The sequence below is a fragment of the Roseomonas elaeocarpi genome, from assembly GCF_042433915.1.
In the GTDB taxonomy this organism is placed as follows: domain Bacteria; phylum Pseudomonadota; class Alphaproteobacteria; order Acetobacterales; family Acetobacteraceae; genus Roseomonas; species Roseomonas elaeocarpi.
In genome coordinates this window covers 76,423-98,779 of the sequence record NZ_JBHLUN010000003.1, presented here as the reverse complement: position 1 = coordinate 98,779, position 22,357 = coordinate 76,423, and the positions used below count along the sequence as shown (strand labels likewise).

At 69.8% G+C, this 22,357-nt stretch carries 21 protein-coding genes; 7 read left to right on the top strand and 14 right to left on the bottom strand.

Annotated features, from left to right (window positions below):
* Positions 1–36: 36 nt before the first annotated feature.
* The 4 genes from ACFFGY_RS04915 to ACFFGY_RS04900 all read right to left on the bottom strand — a co-directional run bounded on the left by ACFFGY_RS04915 (position 37) and on the right by ACFFGY_RS04900 (position 4,222).
* Positions 37–1,482, bottom strand: coding sequence for a M20 family metallopeptidase (locus ACFFGY_RS04915; protein ID WP_377043293.1), 1,446 nt, complete (start codon positions 1,480–1,482; stop codon positions 37–39).
* A 231-nt stretch (positions 1,483–1,713) separates the two neighbouring features.
* Entirely contained in the window at positions 1,714–2,361 is a 648-nt protein-coding gene (locus ACFFGY_RS04910) for a DUF4142 domain-containing protein (protein WP_377043292.1), read from the bottom strand.
* A 192-nt stretch (positions 2,362–2,553) separates the two neighbouring features.
* Positions 2,554–3,396 (bottom strand): ABC transporter permease, encoded by an 843-nt coding sequence (locus ACFFGY_RS04905; protein WP_377043291.1) that lies wholly within the window; start codon positions 3,394–3,396, stop codon positions 2,554–2,556.
* Positions 3,386–4,222: an ABC transporter ATP-binding protein gene (locus ACFFGY_RS04900; RefSeq protein ID WP_377043290.1), complete on the bottom strand. Its 837-nt coding sequence runs from the start codon at positions 4,220–4,222 to the stop codon at positions 3,386–3,388. The genes ACFFGY_RS04905 and ACFFGY_RS04900 overlap by 11 nt, the downstream gene beginning before the upstream one ends.
* A 393-nt stretch (positions 4,223–4,615) precedes the next feature.
* On the opposite strand from ACFFGY_RS04900, the gene ACFFGY_RS04895 reads away from it, so the two are divergent.
* Together ACFFGY_RS04895 and ACFFGY_RS04890 are read left to right on the top strand one after the other, a co-directional pair.
* The gene (locus ACFFGY_RS04895) at positions 4,616–5,767 is read left to right on the top strand and encodes an NADH:flavin oxidoreductase/NADH oxidase (protein ID WP_377043289.1); all 1,152 of its coding nucleotides are present in this window, start codon (positions 4,616–4,618) and stop codon (positions 5,765–5,767) included.
* A 229-nt stretch (positions 5,768–5,996) separates the two neighbouring features.
* Complete coding sequence (locus tag ACFFGY_RS04890) at positions 5,997–7,028, top strand: ABC transporter substrate-binding protein (protein ID WP_377043288.1); 1,032 nt, start codon at positions 5,997–5,999, stop codon at positions 7,026–7,028.
* A 42-nt stretch (positions 7,029–7,070) separates the two neighbouring features.
* Here ACFFGY_RS04890 and ACFFGY_RS04885 read toward each other — a convergent pair whose 3' ends face one another.
* Positions 7,071–8,345, bottom strand: a complete 1,275-nt coding sequence (locus ACFFGY_RS04885) for an MFS transporter (protein WP_377043287.1) — start codon at positions 8,343–8,345, stop codon at positions 7,071–7,073.
* Positions 8,346–8,428: 83 nt separating this feature from the next.
* Here ACFFGY_RS04885 and ACFFGY_RS04880 point away from each other — a divergent pair, with 83 nt between their 5' ends.
* Complete coding sequence (locus ACFFGY_RS04880; RefSeq protein ID WP_377043328.1) at positions 8,429–8,842, top strand: rhodanese-like domain-containing protein; 414 nt, start codon at positions 8,429–8,431, stop codon at positions 8,840–8,842.
* Positions 8,843–8,923: 81 nt separating this feature from the next.
* Here ACFFGY_RS04880 and ACFFGY_RS04875 read toward each other — a convergent pair whose 3' ends face one another.
* Positions 8,924–9,886, bottom strand: a complete 963-nt coding sequence (locus ACFFGY_RS04875) for a Bug family tripartite tricarboxylate transporter substrate binding protein (RefSeq protein ID WP_377043286.1) — start codon at positions 9,884–9,886, stop codon at positions 8,924–8,926.
* A 201-nt stretch (positions 9,887–10,087) separates the two neighbouring features.
* On the opposite strand from ACFFGY_RS04875, the gene ACFFGY_RS04870 reads away from it, so the two are divergent.
* On the top strand, positions 10,088–10,846 hold the full coding sequence (locus tag ACFFGY_RS04870; protein ID WP_377043285.1) for an endonuclease III domain-containing protein: 759 nt from the start codon (positions 10,088–10,090) through the stop codon (positions 10,844–10,846).
* 61 nt (positions 10,847–10,907) lie between these two features.
* Here the strand turns inward: ACFFGY_RS04870 and dctA are convergent, their stop codons facing one another.
* The 4 genes from dctA to ACFFGY_RS04850 form a co-directional block, all read right to left on the bottom strand.
* Positions 10,908–12,236 carry a C4-dicarboxylate transporter DctA gene (gene dctA, locus ACFFGY_RS04865; RefSeq protein ID WP_377043284.1) on the bottom strand — a complete coding sequence of 443 codons (1,329 nt, stop codon included), beginning with the start codon at positions 12,234–12,236 and terminating at the stop codon, positions 10,908–10,910.
* On the bottom strand, positions 12,233–13,111 hold the full coding sequence (locus tag ACFFGY_RS04860) for an amidohydrolase family protein (protein ID WP_377043282.1): 879 nt from the start codon (positions 13,109–13,111) through the stop codon (positions 12,233–12,235). The genes dctA and ACFFGY_RS04860 overlap by 4 nt, the downstream gene beginning before the upstream one ends.
* A gap of 165 nt (positions 13,112–13,276) precedes the next feature.
* Positions 13,277–15,172 (bottom strand): DUF2264 domain-containing protein, encoded by a 1,896-nt coding sequence (locus ACFFGY_RS04855; protein ID WP_377043281.1) that lies wholly within the window; start codon positions 15,170–15,172, stop codon positions 13,277–13,279.
* 2 nt (positions 15,173–15,174) lie between these two features.
* Positions 15,175–16,458, bottom strand: a complete 1,284-nt coding sequence (locus ACFFGY_RS04850) for an ABC transporter substrate-binding protein (protein WP_377043280.1) — start codon at positions 16,456–16,458, stop codon at positions 15,175–15,177.
* Between the two features lie 313 nt (positions 16,459–16,771).
* On the opposite strand from ACFFGY_RS04850, the gene ACFFGY_RS04845 reads away from it, so the two are divergent.
* Positions 16,772–17,782, top strand: a complete 1,011-nt coding sequence (locus ACFFGY_RS04845; protein ID WP_377043279.1) for a hydroxyacid dehydrogenase — start codon at positions 16,772–16,774, stop codon at positions 17,780–17,782.
* A gap of 66 nt (positions 17,783–17,848) precedes the next feature.
* Here ACFFGY_RS04845 and ACFFGY_RS04840 read toward each other — a convergent pair whose 3' ends face one another.
* The 3 genes from ACFFGY_RS04840 to ACFFGY_RS04830 form a co-directional block, all read right to left on the bottom strand.
* Entirely contained in the window at positions 17,849–18,523 is a 675-nt protein-coding gene (locus ACFFGY_RS04840; protein ID WP_377043278.1) for an amino acid ABC transporter permease, read from the bottom strand.
* 3 nt (positions 18,524–18,526) lie between these two features.
* Positions 18,527–19,210 carry an amino acid ABC transporter permease gene (locus tag ACFFGY_RS04835; RefSeq protein ID WP_377043277.1) on the bottom strand — a complete coding sequence of 228 codons (684 nt, stop codon included), beginning with the start codon at positions 19,208–19,210 and terminating at the stop codon, positions 18,527–18,529.
* 256 nt (positions 19,211–19,466) lie between these two features.
* Positions 19,467–20,375, bottom strand: a complete 909-nt coding sequence (locus tag ACFFGY_RS04830) for a transporter substrate-binding domain-containing protein (RefSeq protein WP_377043276.1) — start codon at positions 20,373–20,375, stop codon at positions 19,467–19,469.
* 244 nt (positions 20,376–20,619) lie between these two features.
* Here ACFFGY_RS04830 and ACFFGY_RS04825 point away from each other — a divergent pair, with 244 nt between their 5' ends.
* Positions 20,620–20,835, top strand: coding sequence for a hypothetical protein (locus tag ACFFGY_RS04825; protein WP_377043275.1), 216 nt, complete (start codon positions 20,620–20,622; stop codon positions 20,833–20,835).
* Positions 20,836–20,970: 135 nt separating this feature from the next.
* Here the strand turns inward: ACFFGY_RS04825 and ACFFGY_RS04820 are convergent, their stop codons facing one another.
* On the bottom strand, positions 20,971–21,417 hold the full coding sequence (locus tag ACFFGY_RS04820) for a winged helix-turn-helix transcriptional regulator (RefSeq protein WP_377043274.1): 447 nt from the start codon (positions 21,415–21,417) through the stop codon (positions 20,971–20,973).
* Positions 21,418–21,523: 106 nt separating this feature from the next.
* On the opposite strand from ACFFGY_RS04820, the gene ACFFGY_RS04815 reads away from it, so the two are divergent.
* Positions 21,524–22,294, top strand: coding sequence for an SDR family oxidoreductase (locus ACFFGY_RS04815; RefSeq protein ID WP_377043273.1), 771 nt, complete (start codon positions 21,524–21,526; stop codon positions 22,292–22,294).
* Positions 22,295–22,357 lie beyond the last annotated feature (63 nt).

Here is a 22,357-nt window from a genome sequence, read left to right as displayed (position 1 = left end):
CGCGCCGGCGAGGGGGCGGCGAGCTGGGCCGCCGTGCTAGCGCGCCCCGCCCATCGCCCTGAGCGGCGGCTGCGTCGCGGGCGGGATCGGGCTCTCGTAGGGCGTCGCCGCGGTCAGCTCCCGCAGCTCCCGCCTGGCCTTCTCAATCACCGCCGGGTCGCCCAGCGCCGCCACGGCGGTGGCTGCCATCACCTTGGCCGCGTGGGTCATGCCCTTCTTGGCGCCCGGGCTCTTGCCTTGCGCCGTCAGCTGCCAGGAATGGAACGGCGTGCCCACCGCGCAGGTCGCGCCGTGCAGCTGCACCAGCGGCACCACCCAGCTGACATCGCCCAGGTCGGTCGAGCCCATCATCGGGATTCGCGGCGCGTCGCGCGGCACGATGATCGAGCACATCGCCTCGTCGCCTGCGCTGGCATCCTGCTTCAGGCCGAAGCGGCGATAGGTGTGGGCGATCTCTTCCGGGCTCAGCGATCCCTGGATCTCGCGCGCGAAGGCGCGGTCCGCCTCGTCGAACTGCGGCGGACCCAGCCGTTGCATCGCACCCGACATGGCCTCGGCCATCGCCTCGTTGTGCAGGAGGTTGGACACCGCGCTCAGCACCTCGATCTCGAGGGTGGTCTCGGTCATCAGCGCCGCGCCGCGGGCGATGTTGCTCACCCGCTCCACCAGCTTGCGCATCTCCGGCAGGGTCTGCGCCCGGACCGAGTAGCGCACCTGCGCCGCGGCCTGCACCACGTTGGGCGCGATGCCGCCCGCGTCGATCACCGCGTAATGGATGCGCGCCGTGCTCGGCATGTGCTCGCGCATGTAGTTCACGCCGATGTTGGTCAGCTCCACCGCGTCGAGCGCCGAACGCCCGAGCTCCGGCGCTGCCGCCGCGTGCGAGGCGCGCCCGGTGAAGCGGAAATCGATGCGCGTATTGGCCAGCGAGTGCGCCTGCAACACCTCGGTGAAGCTTTCCGGGTGCCAGGAGATCGCCACGTCCACGTCGTCGAAGGCGCCGGCGCGCACCATGAAGGCCTTGGCGCCGCCGCCTTCCTCGGCCGGGCAGCCGTAGTAGCGCACGCGACCCTTGACGCCGTTGCGCTCCATCCACTGCTTCACCGCGGTGGCCGCCAGCATGGAGGCCGAGCCCAGCAGGTTGTGGCCGCAGCCATGGCCGTTGCCTCCCTGCTCCAGCGGCCGGTGCTCGGCCACGCCGGCCTCCTGGCTCAGGCCGGGCAGGGCGTCGTACTCGCCCAGGATCGCGATCACCGGGCCCTCCTCGCCCGCCTCGCCCACCATGGCCGTGGGGATGCCGGCGATGCCCGTTGTGACGCGGAAGCCCTGGCGCCGCAGCTCCGCCTCGTGCTCGGCCGCCGAGCGGTGCTCCGCGTAGCAGGTCTCGGGCATGTCCCAGACGCGATCGCTCAGCGCCTCGAAGCTCGCGCGGTGATCGTCCACGTCGCGCCAGATCTCCTCGGTGTTGGAACGATCACTCATCGGGCGGTCCTCACGGCCAGTTACTTCGGCGGCAAGTTCTACCTCCCCCACACGGCAGGGGAACCGGTGATCACCCTTTGATTCCACCATGACATCAACGAAGCGCACGGCGCGGCGGCAACCTGCCCGCGCGGCAGCCATCCGCCATCGAAGGTGACGCCGTGACGCTTCGCTCGTCACTGATCCATGTGCGGCGGCCGGGCTATTCCTCGGCCCGGCCGCCCGACTCCCTCAGCGCGTCGTGCCCGCGGCCGGCTGCGTGGAGCCTGCTGGGCCCTGAGCATTGGCGTTGGCCGCGCGGCCGGCGCCCTCGCCGCCGACGTTGAACAGGTCTTGTCGCAGGTCCTGCGCCTGCTGCAGGTGTTCCTGCACCGCCGGAACGATGTTCTGCGCGAAGCTGCGCACCATCGGGTCCTGCCCGCCCTGCGCTTCCTTCTGGAACAGCGCGACGGCCTTCTGGTGGTCCTCCACCATCACGCGCAGGAACTCCTGGTCGAATTCCTTGCCGCTCATGCCCCGCAGCTTCTCCACGGAGGCTTTCTGCTCGGCCGTCATCGCCATGCCGGGCTTGGTGTCGTGGTTGCGCTCGGTGATCGTGGCGAGTTCGCGTCCCGCGAAGCCGTGCGCCGAGGCCATCCAGCGGCCGAACAGCTTGATCCCGGGTGAGGAACCCTTCTCACTGGCGAGCTTCCCCAGCTCCACTTCCGTCATGTTGGCAGGTCCGGCCATTTCCAGGAACTGCCGGTCGGCGGCGCTGAGGCCGTGGCCCTGACTTCGGACCGCCGCCCGGCTGTGCGACGACGTGCCGGCGTTCTGCGCGAAACCGGGCGCAGTCGCCACGAGGGTCGCGAGCGCGGCCACGGTGAGCAGCTTCTTCATGGTGTGACGTCCTCCGGCGGCGGGGCTGCCGGTTAAGAGCAGGACCCGGGCGCGCGCCGTGAGGCGAAAGCGCAGGGGCCGGGCAGCCCGTCCGCCCGAACATAAGCGGTGCTACGCCCGGAGGGTTTCTCGGCTGCCCACCGAGGCGCACGGGGGTGGTGCGGTGCCGCGGCCTCGCGCGTGGCGGGGCCACTACCCTCCCGGCGCCACCTGTGGCCCGTCCTGTCCGCGCATCGCCCAGCCGGTGGTGCGCTTCTCGACCGCCACGGCAACGGCGTACATCAGCACGCCCATCACCCCGGTCACCACCAGCCCCGCGAAGACCAGGGGCACGTCGAAGCGCGACGAGGCCAGGATCATCAGGTGGCCGATGCCATCGTTGGAGGCCACGGTCTCGGCGATGATGGAGCCCACGAAGGCCACCGTGATCGCGATCTTCAGCGAGGCGAAGAAGTAGGGCATTGCCCTCGGCAGTCCGACCTTGCGCACGATATCGGAAGGCCTGGCGCCCAGCGCGCGCAGCACGTCGCGCAGCTCCGGCTCCACCGTGGCGATGCCTGTCGCCACGTTCACCACGATCGGGAAGAAGGAAATCAGGAAGGCGGTGATGATCGCGGGCACCGTGCCGATGCCGAACCAGATCACCAGAATGGGTACCAGCGCCACCTTGGGCACCGAGTTGAAGCCGATCAGCAGCGGGTAAAGTCCGTGGTAGAGCAGGCTGCTCGACCCGATCAGCACGCCCAGCAGAAGCCCGAACACGATCGCCAGCGCGAAGCCGACCAGGGTGGTCAGCAGCGTCTGCCAGGAATTCAGCAGGATCGGCTCCCACCACTTCACCATGCTGGCGGCGATGTCGCTCGGTGCTGGCAACAGGAAGACCGGCACCGCGAAGCCGCGGCAGATGCCTTCCCAGATCAGTAGCCCGGCGACGAGGATCAGCCAGGGCAGCGCCACCTGCAACCGGCGTCGCCGGCGGGCCGCGGCGACCAGCGCCTCGGCACGGGAGAGGCCGGCGGTTCCGTCACGCGGCATGGGGCGCCTCCAGAACTTCGCCGCGACGGGCGGCGCTGATGTGCTCGCGCAGCTCGTGCACCAAGGCCTGCACGGGCGCGGTGTAGAGGTCGTCCAGCGTGCGCGGCCGTCCGAAGGGCACCCGCCGTTCCGCCACGATGCGGCCAGGTCTGGCCGACATCACCAGGATGCGGTCCGCCAGGAACACCGCTTCGCGCAGGTCGTGCGTCACCAGGATCACCGTGGGCTTCAGCGTGGCGCAGGCGGTCTGGAGCTCGGTCCACAGCTCCTCACGCGTGAAGACGTCCAGTGCGCCGAAGGGTTCGTCGAGCATCAGCAGCTGTGGATCGTGCACCAGCGCCCGGCACAGGCTGGCGCGCTGCTGCATCCCGCCCGAGAGCTGCCAGGGGAAGCGCGCCTCGAAACCGTCCAGCCCCACGATCCGCAGCAGTTGCCGCGCCTTCTCGCGATAGGCCTCGCGCTCCCGCCGCAGCCGCCGCCGGTGCGGCTCCACCACCTCGAGCGGCAGCATCACGTTGTCCAGGATCGTGCGCCAGGGCAGCAGCGTCGGGTTCTGGAAGGCCATGCCCGCCACCGACAGCGGCCCTGCCACCTCGCGCCCCGCCACCACCACGTTCCCGGCCGAGGCCGGCCAGAGCCCGGTGACCAGCCGCATCAGCGTCGACTTGCCGCAGCCCGACGGCCCGACCACCGCGACGAACTCGCCCCGGGCGACGCTGAGCGTGCAATCGCGCAGCGCCAGCGTGCCGTCCGCGCCGCCGTAGCGCATGGCCACGCCGTCGATCTCCACGAAGGCGGGTTCATAGCTGCTCCCGGACGTACTCATGCTTTCTCCCTGGCTGGCCGGCGAGGCGGATGGTGGTTCGATGCGGAGAAACATCGGCCGCGTGCGGAGACAGCACACGCAGCCAGCTTCCGGTCGGAACGCTTTCCCCGGCTTCGTGCCAAGACCGAGGCTCCGCGAGAAGCCTCCTGCTCAGGGGATAGCTCCCTATTTTACCGCCACGATCCTGACCAGCTGCTCAAAAAATCGGCTTTCTGCGCCGCCTGAAGGCCCTGAGGCACGCAATCTGCCCGATCGAGCCGGTGGTTGGGCCGGTATGACGTCGTTATACCGCGCTGACCGGCAACCAACCCTCGTCGCGCGGCGGCCGCCATCACGCTCCGGCCCCAGCACGCCCGGCACCCGGCCGGAACCTTTCGCAGCAACAGGACGGCCATGACCGATCGCGTTCCGATCACCCCGCTTCTCTTCACGCCCATGACGATCCGCGAACTGACGATCCGCAACCGGATCGCCGTGTCGCCGATGTCGCAGTATTCATCGGTCGACGGCGCGCCCACCGACTGGCATCTCGTGCATCTCGGCAAGTTCGCGATGGGCGGCGCCGGCATCGTGTTCTGCGAGGAAACCTCGGTTTCACAGCGCTCGCGCAAGACCTACGACTGCCCAGGCATCTACACCGACGCGCAGGCGAAGGCCTGGCGCCGGGTGACCGACTTCATCCGTGCCCAGGGCGCCGCGCCGGCCATGCAGCTCGGCCATGCGGGCCGCAAGGTCGCGACCCGCGCCCCCTGGGACGGCTTCGCCTCCCTGAACGAGGAGGATGCCCGCAACGGCCGCGCGCCCTGGTCCGGCCTGGCGCCGAGCCCGATTCCCTTCCGCGAAGGCGCGCTGCCGCCCAAGGAGATGGATGCCGACGATATCCGCAACGTCATCGCGCTGCACGTCGAAGCCGCGAAGCGCACCGTCGATGCGGGCTTCGAGATCTGTGAGATCCACGGTGCGCACGGCTACATCATCCAGCAGTTCCTGTCCCCGATCACCAATCATCGCACCGACGGCTACGGCGGCGACATACAGGGCCGCATGCGCTTCGGGCTGGAGCTCATCGAGGCAGTGCGCGAAGCCTGGCCGAAGGAACTGCCGCTGTTCTTCCGCGCCTCCTGCGTTGATGGCCGCGGCGGCATCTGGAGCCTGGAGGACACCACCGTGCTGGCCGGCGAGCTCCGGCAACGCGGCGTGGACGTGCTGGACTGTTCCTCCGGCGGCATCGAGGGGCCGCTGACGCTGCATCTGGTGCCGCGCGTGCCCGGCTACCACGTTCCCTTCGCCGAGCACATCCGGCGCGAAACCGGCATCCCCACCATGGCGGTCGGCCTGATCACCGAGGCGCAGCAGGCCGAGGGCTACCTCCAGGCCGGGCAGTGCGACCTCGTGGCGCTGGGCCGGGAAATGCTGTGGAACCCGAACTGGCCGGTTCATGCCGCCGCGTCGCTCGGCGTTTCCAAGCCGCACGAGCTGCTGCCGCGTCCCTACGCGTGGTGGCTGCAGCGGCGCGAGGACGTGCGGGCGCTGGGCCAGGATTGAGAGCAGCCGGACGAGGGGCCCGGTCCGGGCCGGCGCTCCGCGGGCGCAGGTTCCAAAGGCGCGCCGCCAACCCGATGGCCCCATGGACCTGCCCGTGAAACAGCGCATCCGACGTGGTGTCCATCGCGGCCGGGCAGCTCCGGCCGCGAACGCCACGACGGCTTTCCAAGGAATATGGCCCGGCAACGTAGCCCCGGGCGCCACCAGACCGACACCAGGAGTAACAGGCTTGATCAAAAATCGCGCATGGTCGCGTCGCGGCCTCATGGTCCTGGGCGCGCTGGCCGCCCCCGCCGTGGTGCGGGCGCAAACGCCGACGAGGTTGCGCCTCGTGCTGAACTTCGCCGTGGATGGCAGCACGGCGCCCTACTACTTCGCGCTGGATCGCGGCTACTTCCGCGACGCGGGGCTGAACGTGCAGATCGATCCGTCGAACGGCTCCGGTGACGCGATCTCGCGCGTCGCGTCCGGCACCTACGACGTCGGCGTCGGGGATCTCTCGACCCTGCTGGAATTCACGGTGCGCCAGCCCGAGGCCGCACCGAAGGCGGTGTTCATCCTGCAGAACCGCTCGCCGCAGGCCGTCATCAGCCTGCGAAGTGCCGGGATCAAGACCCCGGCGGATCTGTCGGGCAAGACGATCGGCAACGGCGCCTCCGATGCGCCCTCGCGCATGTTCCCCGCCTTCCTCAAGATCAACGGCGTGGACCCGGCACAGGTGAAGCCGCAGCAGCTGACGCCGCAGCTGCGCGACCAGATGCTGCTGACGCGACAGGTGCAGGCGGTGACCGGCTTCGACTACACCACCTGGTTCAACATCAAGGCCAATGGCACGAAGCTGGAAGACGTCAGCTTCCTTTACTACGCGGATTACGGCCTGAACTGCTACGGCAACGCCCTGCTCGCCGGCAAGGCGATCCTGCGTGACAATCCCGAGGCGGTGCGGGCCTTCGTGCGCGCCGCGGTGCGCGGCTGGCGCGAGGCGATCGCCGATCCCGCCGCCGCCTGCCGGGTTCTCAGGACCTATAACAACCTGGCCGACATCCCGCTCGAAACCGAGCGCCTGCAATGGGTCGGTCAGCACCAGCTCCTTTCGCCGGCCACCCGCGCCCGCGGGCTGGGCGACGTCGAACCCGCCCGGCTGGTGGAAACCATCAGGGCCGTGTCGGACGGCTTCGCGCTGGCGCGCGTTCCCGCGGCCGAGGAACTCTACGACGGCCGGTTCCTGCCGCCGCAGGCCGAGCGGATGCCGCTGACCTGAGGCGATGCAGGCGGGTGGCACCAGGGCGGCGGCATCGCCGCCTCAGTGCCGCCGCAGCGTCAGCCCCACGATGGTGGCCAGGCCGGCGAGCGTGGCGCCGGCCACGCCCAATCCTGGCAGGCTGAGACATCCTAGCGCGGCGCCGGCCACCAGCGCGCCGCCCGCCTGCCCCAGAAACATGGCCGAGGAGTTCGCGGCCAGCACCACGCCGCGCCCGTCCGGGACTAGCGAAACAAGATGCGTTTGCAGCAGCGGCGACAGCGCGAAGGCGCAGCCGCCGGACACGAGGATCGCCAGTCCCTGCAACGGGATCGCCAGGCCCGTACCGTCCGCAGCCCCGGCCAGCAGCAGCGCATGGCCAGAGGACGACAGCGCCATCAGCCCCGTCAGCACCCAGGCGCCCCGGATGCCGGATCGGCCTGCCATCCAGGCGCCCACCGGCAGCCCCACGAGCGAGGCCAGTCCCGCCAGGGACTGCATGATCGCCACCTGGCTGCCGACGAGGCCGCTCACCCGGTTCACCGCCGGGCCGATGAAGGCGCTGAGGCAGAAGCTGGCGCCGAAGCCCAGAAAGGTTACCGCCACGGTCCGCCCGACGCCCGGAGACCGCAACAGCCGCAGACCCCGCAGGCCCGAGCGTTCGCCCGGCACCTCCGGCAGCACCAGCCGGATCGCGACCGCGCCCAGGAGCGACAGCACCGCCGCCAGCCCGAAGGCGCCGCGCCAGCCGAACACGGCGCCGGCCACCGAGCCCATGGGCACGCCGAACAGCAGCGCCGCCGTGCTGCCTGCCACCACCGTGGCGATGGCCCGCCCGCGCTCCTCGGGCGGCACCAGCGCCGCGGCCGTGGCGGCCGCCGTCGGCACCACCGCTGCCGCGGCGATGCCGCACAGCACCCGCAGGCCGAGCAGGGTGGGAAAGCTCCCGCTGAACACGATCGCCAGGTTGAGCAGCGCCAGGAGCAGCAGAGCCGAAGTCAGCAGCCGCCGGCGCGGCCAGGGAGCCGTCAGCGCCGCCACGAAGGGCGCCGTCAGCCCGAAGGCCATCGCCAGCGCAGTTGCCACCTGGCCGGCCTGCGACACCGGCACGTCGAGGTCCGTCGCCATTTCCCGGAGCAGCCCGGCCACCACGAAGATCTGGGTCGAGGTCGCGAAGGAAGCCGCCGCCAGCACCGGCAGCCGCCGCCGGTTCGCCGCGCCCGGATCCCGCGCCGCCGCGCCGCCGGAGGCGGGTGGGTGAGTGGGCGGGCTGGCCGTGTCGTGCTGCATCACCTCCGCGGTAAACCGCACGGTCGCGGCGGCATAGCCCTTCCCCATGCCGCGTGATCACCGCCGGCGGGATGGACGCCGCCGCTGCCGCGCCCCAAGTAACAGGGAAACCCGCTTGGGAGATGAGAGAGATGCCGGTCGAGGACGTGGCGCCGAGCGCCGCCTGGGAAGCGCTGAAGTCGGACCCCAAGGCCCTTCTCGTGGATGTGCGTACCGACGCCGAATGGAATTTCGTCGGCCTGCCCGACCTTGGCGAGGCCGGCAAGCAGCCCGCGCTGATCCCCTGGCAGTTGTACCCCTCCATGCAGGTGAACGGGTCCTTCACCGACCACCTGCACCGGGCCGGCGCCACGGCGGAAACCCCGCTCTACTTCCTGTGCCGCTCCGGTGCCCGTTCGCTTGCGGCGGCGCAGGCGGCCCAGGCGGCGGGCTATCCGAAGGCCTTCAACGTGGCCGATGGCTTCGAGGGACCGCCGGACGCCGAGGGCCACCGCGGCAAGGTTGCGGGCTGGAAGGCCGAGGGCCTTCCCTGGCGCCAGCGCTGAGCCACCGCCGCCCAGGGCGGGCGAAACGCCGCCCCGCCTGAACCCTCCCCCGGTATGTTTGGGGGAGGGGATGTCGGCCGGCTACTCCGCCCGGACGTTGGCCTTTCGCGCGACGTCGCCCCAGCGCTGCGTTTCGCTGGCCACGAAGCCGCGGAACTCCACCGGCGTGTAGGTCCCAGCGGTGATGCCCAGTTCCCGGAAGCGCGCCTGAACCTCCGGCGTCGCCAGCGCGGCGCGTGCCTCGGCGTTCAGCCGGTCCACGATCGCGGGCGGCGTGGCGGCGGGGGCGAAGAGCCCGTGCCAGCTGAGGGATTCGAAGCCCGGTAGCGTTTCGGCAATGGTCGGCACGTCGGGCGCCACCGCCATGCGCTCACGCGAGCCGACGCCGATCGCCCGCAGCCGCCCGTCGCGCACGTGCGGCCAGCCGGAGGAGAAGTTATCGAAAGCCATGGGTAGCTGCCCGGCCAGCATATCGGTCATGATCTGGCCCGAGGAACGGTAGGGCACGTGTACCGCCTCGGTACCGGTCATCTGCGTGAACAGCTCGCCCGCCAGGTGGATCGAGGTGCCGACGCCCGAGGAGCCGTAGTTATAGAAGCCGGGCTTGGCCTTCATCAGGGCCACCAGCTCGGTCACGTTCGCGGCCGGCACGTTCATCGCCACCACCAGCATGTTGGGCTGCGAGCCCAGCAGCGCGACCGGCGCGAAGTCGCGCAGGTTGTCGAAGGGCATCTTGGGATAGATGCTGGCATTGATGGCGTGGGAGCTGATGGTGCCCATGCAGATCGTGTAGCCATCGCCTGGCGCCTTGGCGCAGGCGTCGGAGCCGATGTTGCCGCCGGCGCCGGCGCGGTTGTCCATCACCAGCGGCTGGCCCAGCTTCTCGCTCATCTTCTGCCCCACCAGCCGCGCCACTAGGTCGGTGGTGCCGCCCGCGGCGAAGGGTACGATCACGCGGATCGGCTTGTTGGGGTAAGCCTCCTGGGCCAGCACCGGGCTGACCGAGCAGGCGAGCGCCAGCAGGGCGCCAAACATGCGAAGCATGGAACGATGATCCTCCGAGCCGCCTTGTCGGCGGCTTCCTGTCGTGGATGTCATGATCGGTCCATGGTGCGATCCTGACAAGCGACCTGGGCCTGCAATCTTGCGAAGCCGCAACCATGCGACCCGCAGCCACGGTCGCGATCGACGCGAACCTCTCCGCCACCTGCGGCGTTGTGTTCCGGTCCGGAGGAGACGACGGCTTTGGCAACAGCGCGACGGCCACGTGGCAGGGACGACCTGACGCCCAGCGCGGAGGTACGTGCGCTGCTGATCGAGGTGCACGAGCGGCTGTGCCGCGCCTACAACTGCCCCATCGCTTATTTTCACGCGCTCGACCCGCTGGATGAGCTGGTGTCCTCGCTGCTGTCCCATCGCACCAAGAACGCGGACAGCGCACGGGCTTATCGAAACCTCCGTGCCGCCTTTCCGGATTGGGAAGCCGTGCGCGACGCGCCGGTAGCCGAGGTGGAGCGGGCGCTCTCGCCCTGCACCTGGCCGGAAGCCAAGGCGCCGGCCCTGCAACGCACCTTGCGCGAGATCACCGCGCGCCAGGGACGCCTGACGCTGGACCATCTGGCGGGAATGAGCGTCGTCGAGGCGCGTGCCTGGCTCGAGGAACTCACCGGCGTCGGTCCCAAGACCAGCGCCGCGGTGCTGTCGTTCTCCTCGCTGCGGCGGCGCGCCCTGCCGGTGGACAGCCATCACCACCGCGTCGCGATTCGGCTGGGCCTGATCCCGGCCAACCTCGCGGTCGGCCCGTCACACCGCGTGCTGGAAGCGATGCTGCCTGAGGAATGGGACGCGCAGCAGGTCTACGACGACCACGAGATCCTGATGCTGCACGGCCAGCGCGTGTGCCACTTCCAGAACCCGCAATGCGGCCGCTGCGTGCTGCTGGACCTTTGCCCCACCGGCAAGACGCGGGAGATGGGGCGCACGAAGCCGGTTCCCGCCATCTAGGTCAGCCCTTAGGGCCTCCTGGGATTCCCGGGCGGCGATGCTCCGCCGCCCGGGGTATCCGTCAGTGCGCCGGGGCCTCGCCCGCCAGCACGCGGCGCATCCGCGCCTCGTCGAGCGAGCCCTCCCACTTCGCCACCACGATGGTGGCGACGGCGTTGCCGACGAGGTTGGTGGGCGTCAGCCCTTCCGACATCAGCCGGTGGATGCCCAGCACCAGCCCCACCGCGGCGACCGGGATCGTCCCCACCGAGGACAGCGTCGCCGCCAGCACCACGAAGGCGGCGCCCGCCACGCCCGCCGCACCCTTGGAGGCCAGCAGCAGCACCGCCAGCAGTCCGACCTGCTGCTCGATGCCCAGCGGCGTGTTGGTGGCCTGCGCCAGGAACACCGCGGCGAAGGCCAGGTACAGGCAGGTGCCGTCGAGGTTGAAGGAATAGCCGGTGGGCACCACGAGGCCGACCACGCCCTCCTCGCAGCCCAGCGCCTCCATCTTGGCAATTAGCCGCGGCAGCACCGTTTCCGAGGAGGTGGTGGCGAAGACGATCAGCAGCTCTTCGCGGATGTAGCGGATCAGCCGGAAAAGGCTGAAGCCGCAGAAGACGCTGATCGCCCCGAACACCACCACCACGAACAGGATGCAGGTGACGTAGAACCAGCCCAGCAGCGCCAGCAGCGACCACAGCGAGGTGGCCCCGAAGCGCCCCACCGTGAAGGCGATGGCCCCGAAGGCGCCGATGGGCGCTGCCCACATCACGATCGCCACGCCGCGGAACAGCATCTGCGACACCGTGCCCACCAGCTGCACCAGCGGCTGCCCCGCAGGCCCCATCCAGCTGAGCGCGAAGCCCGCGATCAGCGAGATCAGCAGAACCTGCAGCACGTTGCCCTCGGCAAAGGCGCCGATCAGCGTGTTGGGGATGATGTTCATCAGGAAGGGGATCACCCCCGCCTCATGCGTCTGGCGCGTGATGTTGCCCAGCGCCGCGGTGTTGAGCGTGGAAGCGTCCACGTTCATCCCCGTGCCCGGATGCGTCAGGTTCACCATCACCAGCCCGAACACCAGCGCGACGGTGGTGACGACCTCGAAGTAGATCAGCGCCTTGAGCGCGACGCGGCCGACCTTGGCCATGTCGCCCATGCTGGCCACGCCGTGCACCACGGTGCAGAAGATGATCGGCGCGATCAGCATGCGGATCAGCCGGATAAAGGCGTCGCCGAGCGGCTGCATCGCCGTGCCCGCCTCGGGCGCGGCGTAGCCCAGCGCCACGCCGGCCACCATCGCCAGCATCACCCAGGGCCAGAGCTGCCGCCACCAGGGCTGCGCCCGTGCGGGGCCCACATCGCCGGCCTGTCCGTGAACCGGACCGGCCGCGGGCAGGGACATGCTCATGGCGCAAAGCCGTAGAGACGCGACGGGTTCTCCACCAGCAGCTTGTGCCTCACCGCCTCATCCGGCGCGTAGCGCGGCACCACGTCCACCAGGTCGGCATCGTTGGGCATGCGCTTGAGGTTCGGGTGCGGCCAGTCGGTGCCCCACAGCACGCGGTCCGGCGCCGTCTCGACCAGCTTCGCCGCCAGTGGCACCGCATCGTCGAAGGGCGCGCCGATGGATGTGGAACGCTCCAGCCCCGTGACCTTGACCCAGCACTTCTCGTCGGTGCGCAGCAGCTCCAGCAGGTCCTGGAACCCCTTGGCCTCCACGCCCTGAGCGGCGGGCGAGGTGCCCATGTGGTCGATCACGTAGGGGATCGGCAGCTTCCGCAGGATCGGCCCGAACTCCTCCACCGAGTTCGGCTCCAGGTACACGTCCACGTGCCAGCCCAGCGGCGCGATGCGCTCCACGATGCCGTGAAAGGCGCTCAGGTCCGGCGTGCGGCCCAGGCGGCGCAGGAAGGTGAAGCGGCAGCCGTCGATGCCGGCCTCCTTCAGGTCGCGAAGCTCGCGGTCGGTGACCTCGGCGGTGATCGTGGCGATGCCGCGATAGCGGCCGCCGCTCTGCGCGATCGCGTCGGTCACGGGGCGGTTGTCGGTACCGTGGCAGCTGGCGTTGACGATCACGGCACGGTCGATGCCGAGCTTCGCCTGCAGCGCCTGGAACATCTCCAGCGGCGCGTCAGGCGGAATGTAGGAGCTGTCGGCGGCGTAGGGGTAGCGGCTCCCCGGTCCGAAGATGTGGCAATGGGCGTCGCAGCTGCCCGGCGGCAGGGTGAAGAGCGGCGTGCGGGTATCGGGATCGGGGCCGGCGATGGTGGGGGCGTTGGACATGGTGTGTCCTCCTTTGTCGCTTCTCGGCTGTGACGGTCGCCCGCTCTAGCAGTGGGCGGCCCCACCGCCCGCATCGCTTTTTCCTCGCCTCCTATGACCGTTCGTCATACATCTTACAGAACACTGGAGGGTGGCGGCCCGGCTTAACCCGGGCCGCCACCTTGCCTAGAAGGCAGGATCCAGGGCCCGCCGGTCTTCCCGCAAGGCAACGGTGTCGAGGCTCCAGACCATTCCTTTCAGCCGTGCCGCCCAGCCGCCGCAGCGGCAGGCGCGCTCCAGCACTGCTGCCCCGGAGGGTGCCTCGCCCGGCGCTTCGGCGCGGCCGGCCCAGACCGCCGAGGCCAGCAGGTGCGTTCCGGGGCCCAGTCGCGCGCCCAGCACCGGCACCGCGGCCTGGGGAAACATCAGGCTCGTATTCGGCATGACGTCGAGCACCCCGGATACGCGCTTCCCCGACGGATCAAGGATGGCGGAACCGTAGGCCTCGCCCGCCCGCAGCAGCGTGCCCCCGCTGCCTCCTTCCTGCGCGAAGAGCGCCGCCAGCCGGCCGCGTGCCCCGACCCGGCAGGGGACCGCGTGGCCGCTTTCCACCGCCTGCAGCGCCACCGGCGTGTCCAGCGCGTGCAGCCGGATCTCCCAGCCACCCTCGAAGAACTGCAGGGTTTCCACCGACACCTCGGGCAGCGGCCGCCAGGAGGCTTCAATCCAGTCCTCGCCGACACGACGTCCCAGGATCGCGCGCCGCATATGCCAGTCCTGCCCGTCGGGGCTGACGGCCAGAATGTTGTCGCCGCAGCAGCCGTACTCGATCCAGCGCTCCGCCTCGACGGTGGGGCCGAGATGCGTCGAGTAGCTGAACTTCGCGTACTTATCGACGGCGCCGCGCATATGCGTGCGCGTCGGCCCGCCCGGCAGCGCGAACACGTCGCCGCCCTGACGCTGCACCACCAGCGAGGCGCCCGGAATCGTGGTCACGCCATCCGCCACGGGGTGCGGCGCTTCCTCTGCCTGCCAGAAGGGGTGATCCTCAGGCAGGGCCAGCGGCAGGAAGGCCTTGAAGGCCCAGTAGGGCGAGCCCTGCGAGTTGTAGTTCTCGCTCATCAGGATGTTGGGCCAGCGATAGCCGATCCGCAGCCGCCCGGCCTCGTCGGTGATCGGCTGTTCCATCCACCAGCGGATCTGCCGCGCCCAGAGCCCGCGGATCACGCCCCAGGGCAGCGCTTCGACGTTGGCATAGGCCAGGGCGCCCCAGAAGGCCGCGGTGGCGAAGCGGTAGGTGAGCGAGCGCCCCATCGCCAGCGTCGCCCCGTCCGCGCCGAACCAGTGCTGGAACCCCTGGGCGAACTGCGCCGCCCGGTCGCGGTAGCGCGCCGCGCGCTCCGGGTCCCGATCCCCCGCCAGCGCGGCGTAGATCAGCCCGTAGAACTGGATCGCGAAGCCGTTGTAGTGGTCGATGTAGCCGTCGATCCCGTCGCCGTACCAACCATCGCGCAGGTAGAACTCGTCGAGCCGCGCCAGGTGCCGGTCGCGCGAGGCCTCGTCGATCGGCTCACCCACGCGCTGAAGGCCGAGCCCCGCCATCACCGGAAAGAAGTGCCAGTTGTTGTCGGCCATCGCGACCCGTTGGATCGAGCCCAGCCAACGCGCGACGTTGCCACGCGCCTCGGGCGAGAGCGGCGTCCACAGTTCCTCGGGCGTCAGTGCCAGCGCGAAGCCCGCCGCCGCCATTTCCACCGAGCGCTGGTCGTGGTCACCGGGCTCTTCCCAGTATTCCGCGTGCTTCGGGTCGGTGCCGTTGCGGAAGCCTTCGCGGAAATCCTCCCAGCCCTCGAAGTGCCCGCCGCCCGCCACCAGCGGCGCCAGGCCCCAGAGCGGACGCGCGAAACCCTCGAACCATTCTGCTTTGCGGTCGAAATGCGCGCTGTCGAGGCCGAGCCGCACCTGCGCCCGACCGGGGCTGAAACCCGCGCGCAGCGGGGCGTTGAGGTCGAGCAGCAGCTGCCGCGCGTCGTCTCGCGTGCGCAGCGGGTTGCTTCGCAGGCGGTCCAGGATCGTGCCCACCCTCACAGCACCGCGTTGGTATCGTTGATCAGCTTACGGCCGCCTTCGCTCGGCGAGATGCGTCCGAAGGCCACCTCGTCGGCCACGGCGCGCAGGATAATGTTGGTGAACTGGTTGGAATTCACCGGCTGCGGCGGCGGGTAGGGCCCGACCTTGTCGGCAATGAAGTTGATGTAGTCGACGGTCTTGCGCTCGAGCTCGTTGAGGTCGGGCATCACCAGATCACGCATCTTCTGCCCCATCGGCACGCCGCGTTCGACCCCCAGGATCTTCACCGCCTCCGGGTCGTTGAGGAAGAAGTTCACGAACTTCGCCGCCATCTCCTGGTTCCGGCCGCGCACGTACATGTTCCAGATCAACGCCGGACGATAGAACAACCCCGGCTTCGCGCCCGGCCCGCCGTTCGGATACACCGTCAACCCCAGCTTGAACGGCACGACGTCCTGCGTGCCGACCAGCTGGTTGGAATACATCAGCGCCAGGCCCGCCTTGTTCAGCACCAGTGGCATGGTCTGGATCGAGCTCTGATCCTGCGAGGCCACGTCGGCCGGCACACAACCGCCGGCCTTGCGGATCTTGTCCCAGTAACTGAACCATTCCCCCGCTTCGTCGGCGGTGAAGTCCAGCTTGCCGTCGTTGTTGAACAGGTCCTTGCCGCGCTGCCGCAGCCACACGTTCAGCGCGTGCGAGTAGCGGCTGCCGTCGCAGCTGCCGAACCAGCCATCGCGCTTGTTGGCCTTGGTCAGCTCCACGCTCAGCTTCGCGTAGTCGTCCCAGCTGGTCTTCTCGTCCGGCGGCGCCATGCCGACCTTGGTGAACACCTCTGAGTCGTAGAGCATCCCGAAGGAGTTCAGCCCCAGTCCCAGCCCGTAAACCTTGCCGTCGATACGGCACAGGTCGAGCATCTCCGGGCTGAAGCCTGAGGTGTCAATCGCCTTGCCCAGCAGCGGGTCCAACGCCAGCAGCGCGCCCCGGCGTGCGTAGTCCGCGATGCTGTTGGGCTCGGTCTGGAACACGTCCGGCCCGTTGCGGCCCGCGATCTGCGTATTGATCTTCTGCCAGTAGTCGGTGGAGTTGCCGTACTCACCGTTGATCTTCACGCCCGGGTTGCGCTTCTCGAACAGGTCGATCACCGCGAAGGTGCGCTTGGCGCGATCATTCGCACCGAACCACTGCACAGCCATGCGCGTTTCGGCGGCTTCGGCCCGGTGCGAGGTGCCAGTGGCGGCCAGCGCACCCAGGCCCAGGCCGGCCCCCAGGAGGCTGCGGCGACGGAACTCGTTCATGCGGCGTGTCCTTCCCTGCTGGGAACGGCCCCGGCTCCCGGAACGGTCACGCTGAGATCCGGCCGCTTCCCATGATCCCGCCTGTTGCCGGCGGGTGCTTCCTTTAAGTAACCGGATAGTTCACCCGCTGTCCCCGCGCGTCAAGCACGGGATGTCCTCACCCGATGGGTGAGCTTGACGGTGCAGGCCCGGGCCCTCAGCCTCCGCACCGGTTGAAGGCGTGGCATCCCCGCGCGCACGGCCCGACAAACACGAGAGACTGGCAGCAGGGCTCATCCCCTTGCGCGATCAGGTCCGAGGAAGCGAGAACCGCATGATCAGGCCACCCGCCCTGCTGGCGTATAATCCGCAGCGCAACCCGGAAACCATCAGCGAGGCGCAGCACGCCCGCCTCGCGGAACTGCTCGACATCCTCCACCCCGAGCCCGTGCGTGACTTCCACGATCCGGCCCTGGCGCCGCTGCTGCGCCGTGCCGAGGTGCTGGTCACCGGCTGGGGCTCGCCCGCCGTGGACGATGCCGTGCTCGACGCCATGCCGCGCCTACGCCTGGTGGCCCACGTCGCGGGCACGGTGAAGGGACACTTGGCGCCGGCGGTGTGGGAGCGCGGCGTGGCGGTGGTCAACGCCGCGGATGCCAATGCGGTGCCGGTGGCGGAATACGCGCTGGCCGCGATCCTGTTCGCCAACAAGCAGGTGTTCCGCCTCAACCGCCTGTACCGGGAACGCCGCGCGGCCGAGAAGCCCTGGAGCAATCACGCGCGTGGCCTGGGCAACTACCGCAAGTCGGTGGGCATCGTCGGGGCCTCGCGCATCGGCCGCCGGGTGATCGAGCTCCTGCGCCCCTTTGACCTGCGCGTGCTGCTGCATGACCCAATGCTGACGGAGGAGGACGCCGCCGCGCTGGGCGCAACGCTGCTGCCGCTGGACGATTTGATGGCGCAGTCCGACTGTGTCAGCCTGCACGCGCCGCTGCTGCCCGCCACGCGCAACATGATCGACCGGCGCAGGCTCGCGCTGATGCGCGACGGCGCGGTGCTGGTGAACACCGCGCGCGGCGGCCTGGTCGAGCAGGAGGCGCTGGTCGACGAAACGCGCAGCGGCCGCCTCGACGCGGTGATCGACGTCACCGAGCCGGACGAGCTGCCGCCGGATCACCCGCTCTACGACATCGCCAACGTGTTCCTGACCCCCCACATCGCCGGTGCGGAAGGGCCCGAAACGCAGCGCATGACGGCGTTGGTGATCGAAGAGATCACCCGCTTCCTGCGGGGTGAGCCGCTGCAGCACCAGATCCGGCTGCGCGACCTGGCGACCATGGCGTGACCGCTAGGGCGTGAAGGTGAGGCCCTGCCCGCGCGGGCGCGGCGGTAGTCCGGCGACGGGCGGTTTTTAGCCCCGCCCGCGCACCGCGCGGTTCTCCAGTCGTGACAACAGCCGCACCACGGGCCAGAGCAGCACGAAGTAGATCGCGGCCGCTGCCACGATCGGTGACGCGTTGTAGGTAACGCTCTGCGCCTGACGCGCCTGGAACAGCAGCTCTGGCAGCGCCACCACCGAGGCGAGAGAGGTCAGCTTCACCACCTCCAGCGTGTTGCTCACGAGGTCGGGCAGCACGTTGCGCACCGCCTGCGGCAGCACCACCAGCAGCATCGCTTGCCAGGGCCGCAGCCCCAACGCACGTGCGGCCTCATCCTGGCCCTTTGCCACGCTGTCGAGGCCCGCGCGCAGGATCTCGCCATAATAGGCGCCGGTGTTGAGAAAGAAGCCCACCGCCACCGCGCCCCAGGCCCCGATGTCGAGGCCGGTGAAGGGCAGCCCGGCATACAGGAACACCAATAGCACCAGCGGCGGCACGGCGCGGAACACGTCGCACACGGCCACCGCGGGCCAGCGCAGCCAGCGCGACCGTGCCCGCGCGCCAAAGGCCATCAGGAACCCGCCCAGCACGCCCAGCGGCACCGCCATGAGCGACAGCAGCACTGTCTGCTTCAGCCCCGCCCAGAGGATCGGCAGCGCCTGGCGGATGATGTCGAAGTCGAAGAAGGCGTCGAGGAAGTCGTTCATGCCTCAGCTCCGCCGCCCGCGCAGGGTGAAGCGGTGCTCGATCCAGCGTCCGGCGCCCACCACCGGCAGGAACAGGATCGCGTAGGCGATCGCCCCCAGTGTCAGCGGCGTCGGGTTGGCCGAGAAGGACATGGCCGACTGCGATGCACCCAGGATCTCCGACACGCCCACCACCGAGGCCAGCGCCGTGCCCTTGGTGATGGCGATGGTGCGGTTGGTCAGTGGCGGGATCACCATCCGCACCGCCTGCGGCAGCACCACCAGCAGGAGGACCGGCATGAAGCGCATCCCCAGCGCCCGCGCCGCGTCCCACTGTCCTTCCGGCACCGCGGTGATGCCGGCCCAGAAGATTTCCTCGGCGAAGGCGGCCAGCACCAGGCTCAGCGCCAGCCAGGTTGCCCAGAAGCCGGACAGCGACAGCCCGGCCGAGGGCAGGCCGAAGTACAGCAGCACCAGGATCACCAGCGGCGGCAGCGCTCGCAGCAGGTCCACCGCGAAGATGATGGCCCAGTTCAGCACGCGGATGCGCAGCGCCCGCACTACAGCCAGGATCAGCCCGGCGGCGAGGCCTGTCACCACGATCAGCGCCGCCAGCGCCACGGTCAGCGCGAATCCGCCCGCCACGGCTGGCCAGTACTGGGCCGCGACGCGCGGGTTCAGGAACGAGAAAACGAAGCCGGAATCCAAGGTCAGCTCACTCGCGGGACGGAACGTCCCATCCGATCAGGGTCAGCGCGGAACGGGGCAGGGCACCCCGCGCAACAGGTGCTGCGAGCGACCGCAGCCGCGCGCGGGCGGCGCCACGTCATTCGGCCGGACGCGGGGCAACGGTCGCTCGGCAATGGCCACGTCGCCCCCCCGGAGAAGTAGCACGGCCTCGCGGTGACGCAGCAGGGTGGGTGGGGTGGACAGGCGCCGCCGCCTCGCCCGTCACCCAGTCGCCTCAGCCGCAGTGCGGCTCGTGCGGTGTCGGGTCGTAGCCCGGCAGGCCCGGCACGCCGTAACCCGGGAAGGGCGTGTTCTCGGCGTCATCCTTGGCGGGGGTGGAGCCGAACCACTTCTCGCTCAGCTTGGCCACGGTGCCGTCGCGCTTCATGCATTCCAGCGCGTCCTCGACTTGGTTGCGCAGCGCCACCTCGTCACGACGGAAGGGCGCGGCCCAGTGGGCGCGGGTTTCCTTGATGACGTAGTCGGGCACCAGCTGCCGCTGGCGCGATGCCGCGTACTTCACCACCGTGTTGCCTGCCAACACGGCATAGGCCCGTCCCGAGATCACCGCCTGCACCGCGTCCGGGTTGGTGTCGTAGGTCTGGAAGGTGAAGCCCAGCTTCTCGCTGTTGGCCTGCGCCCAGGCGTCATAGGCCGAGCCCTTGTTCACCGCGATGACCTTGCCCTTGATGTCGGCCAGCGAGGTGATCGGCGCCGAGCCCTGGCGGATGCCGAACTGGAACTCGGTGTAGAGGTAGCCCTCGGTGAAGAGCAGGCTTTCGGCGCGCTCCGGCGTCACCGTCACCGGTGCGGCGATGAAGTCGTAGCGCCCGGCATTCAGCGCCGGCACCAGCCCCGAGAAGGACGCGCTGTCGACGGTGATCGGACGGCCGAGCCGGCGCGCCACCTCGGTGAACAGGTCCACGTTGAAGCCCTGCACCCCGCCGTCGAGCTTCGGAAAGGCGTGCGGCGCGAAGGTCCCGTCCACCGCGGTGCGCAGCGGCTGCCCCGAGGCGGCGGGCGCCTGGGCCAACGCGGTGCCCGCCGGCGCCACGACCGTCAGGGTAATGCCGGCGGCCAGCAAGGGCAGGGCCAGGGCAAGCAGGATTGGGCGGCGGCGGGCGGCAGGCGGGGAGGAACGCATGGGAAGGGACTCAGGCTCCGGTCGGCATCGAGGTGCCACCTTGCCAGCAAGAAGCGTGCAATGGCGATGGGTGATGGATGGCTGCCACTGCCACGACCGCCAAGTGGGACACCGCCGGGCAAAATGCCTCATTTGCGCCACGATAACGACCCCGTGATGCCGTGAGCGGGGTGTTTCCTACCCATGAAGCAGGAAGCAACCCAGCTTCCGCGCCCAAGCTTCTCCGCCCCCCTGGAGGCACAGTATGAACCGCTTCGCCCTCGCCCTGGTCTTCACCGGCTTCGCCGTGATCCTGGCCAACGTGGTGACCCTGCTCGGCAACCTGGCCAACAGCCAGGACGTCGCGCTGCCCGTTGCCATCGGCAGCCTGTCGGCCTGCCTGATGCTCGTGGGCGGCCTCGTGATGCTGGAGCGCCGCACCCAGTCCGACCGCCTGCCCACGCTGGGCGTGGTGGCCTGAGGAAGCGGGCGCTGCGGCCGGAAGGGCCGGCAGCTCCAAAGGATCACCCCGCGGCCTGGCGCCAGCGGATCAAGACGCCGGCCGGGACCCCGTCCCGGCCGTTGGCGTTTTCGGCCGACGTGCCGCGGAACGCCCCTACCGGTCCCCGGCCGCCTCGCCGGCACGCTCGTCGAAGGCCCGCCGCGCCGCCTCTACCCGGAGCAGGTTCTCCTCGGCCCAGATCCACACGCCGCAGAAAGCCGCCCCCAACCCGGCGCCGAGTTCCGTGAGCCGGTAGTCCACGCGCGGCGGCACCACGGCGTGCACCCGCCGCGACACCATCCCGTCGCGCTCCATCTGCCGCAAGGTCTGGGTCAGCATCTTCTGGCTGATGCCGTCGACCCGTCGCGCCAGCTGGGTGAAGCGCTGCTCGCCGTGCTCCTCCAGCACCTCCAGGGTCAGCATGGTCCACTTGTCGGCGACGCGCCCGATCAACTGCGTGACCAGGGCCACGACCTTCGGATCAACCTCGGCCGGCGATGGCCGCTGCGCCGTCCGGCGCGCTCGGGTGATGGCCTGGTCGTCAAAGGGCGGGGCGGACACGCGACACTCTCCACTGGGTAAGTCTCATTCTCTCGGGTGCCTTCTTTCCCGCCGATCGCGACCGCACAGATAGTGCCGCACAGTCACCCGAGGAAAGCACCACCGCATGAAGCAGACCGGCAACACCATCCTGATCACCGGCGGCGGCTCCGGCATCGGCGCGGCCCTGGCCCAGCGCTTCCACGACCTCGGCAACAGCGTGATTGTGGCCGGTCGTCGGCGCGAGGCGCTGGAGCAGGCCATTGCCGGCCGTCCCCGCATGAGCGCCATGGTGCTCGACGTCGAGAGCGCGGAAGGCGTCGCGGACTTCGCCCGCCGGGTCCTTGCCGAGAACCCGGCGCTCAACGTCCTGATCAACAACGCGGGCATCATGCGCTTCGAGGCGCTGGACCAAGGGCGCGACCTCGGCGACGCCGAGGCGACGATCACCACCAACCTCCTCGGCCCCATCCGCATGACCGACGCGCTGATCGGCCACCTCACGGCGCAGGCGGACGCGGCGATCGTGAACGTGACCTCCGGCCTGGCCTTCGTGCCGCTGGTGGCAACGCCGACCTACTGTGCCACCAAGGCCGCGATCCATTCCTACACCGTCAGCCTGCGCGAGGCGCTCAAGAACAAGGTCGAGGTGATCGAGCTGGCGCCGCCCGCCGTGCAGACCGACCTGACGCCCGGACAGTCCACGCGCTCCGGCTATCAGCCGCTGGAGGAGTTCATCGACGAGGTGATGGCCCTCTTCGCACAGCAGTCGACGCCGCCCGAGATCCTGGTGGAGCGCGTGAAACCCCTGCGCACCGCGGAAGCGGAGCATCGCTTCGGCGAAACCCTGACGGAGCTGAACGAGAGGGTCCGCCGCGCCCGCGAGGCGCAGGGTTAAGCCACGGAAGTTGAACCGCGGCGGCCGCACCGCCGGGCGCGCCTGCACCCGGCGAAGCATCGC

Bases quoted from the DNA above. Each gene is read 5' to 3' on its own strand.
- ACFFGY_RS04915 (WP_377043293.1), bottom strand. From the start codon at position 1,482: ATGAGTGATCGTTCCAACACCGAGGAGATCTGGCGCGACGTGGACGAT.
- ACFFGY_RS04840 (WP_377043278.1), bottom strand. From the start codon at position 18,523: ATGAACGACTTCCTCGACGCCTTCTTCGACTTCGACATCATCCGCCAG.
- ACFFGY_RS04905 (WP_377043291.1), bottom strand. From the start codon at position 3,396: ATGCCGCGTGACGGAACCGCCGGCCTCTCCCGTGCCGAGGCGCTGGTC.
- ACFFGY_RS04815 (WP_377043273.1), top strand. From the start codon at position 21,524: ATGAAGCAGACCGGCAACACCATCCTGATCACCGGCGGCGGCTCCGGC.
- ACFFGY_RS04850 (WP_377043280.1), bottom strand. From the start codon at position 16,458: ATGAACGAGTTCCGTCGCCGCAGCCTCCTGGGGGCCGGCCTGGGCCTG.
- ACFFGY_RS04880 (WP_377043328.1), top strand. From the start codon at position 8,429: ATGCCGGTCGAGGACGTGGCGCCGAGCGCCGCCTGGGAAGCGCTGAAG.
- ACFFGY_RS04885 (WP_377043287.1), bottom strand. From the start codon at position 8,345: ATGGGGAAGGGCTATGCCGCCGCGACCGTGCGGTTTACCGCGGAGGTG.
- ACFFGY_RS04900 (WP_377043290.1), bottom strand. From the start codon at position 4,222: ATGAGTACGTCCGGGAGCAGCTATGAACCCGCCTTCGTGGAGATCGAC.
- ACFFGY_RS04860 (WP_377043282.1), bottom strand. From the start codon at position 13,111: ATGTCCAACGCCCCCACCATCGCCGGCCCCGATCCCGATACCCGCACG.
- ACFFGY_RS04845 (WP_377043279.1), top strand. From the start codon at position 16,772: ATGATCAGGCCACCCGCCCTGCTGGCGTATAATCCGCAGCGCAACCCG.
- ACFFGY_RS04875 (WP_377043286.1), bottom strand. From the start codon at position 9,886: ATGCTTCGCATGTTTGGCGCCCTGCTGGCGCTCGCCTGCTCGGTCAGC.
- ACFFGY_RS04895 (WP_377043289.1), top strand. From the start codon at position 4,616: ATGACCGATCGCGTTCCGATCACCCCGCTTCTCTTCACGCCCATGACG.
- dctA (WP_377043284.1), bottom strand. From the start codon at position 12,236: ATGAGCATGTCCCTGCCCGCGGCCGGTCCGGTTCACGGACAGGCCGGC.
- ACFFGY_RS04910 (WP_377043292.1), bottom strand. From the start codon at position 2,361: ATGAAGAAGCTGCTCACCGTGGCCGCGCTCGCGACCCTCGTGGCGACT.
- ACFFGY_RS04830 (WP_377043276.1), bottom strand. From the start codon at position 20,375: ATGCGTTCCTCCCCGCCTGCCGCCCGCCGCCGCCCAATCCTGCTTGCC.
- ACFFGY_RS04825 (WP_377043275.1), top strand. From the start codon at position 20,620: ATGAACCGCTTCGCCCTCGCCCTGGTCTTCACCGGCTTCGCCGTGATC.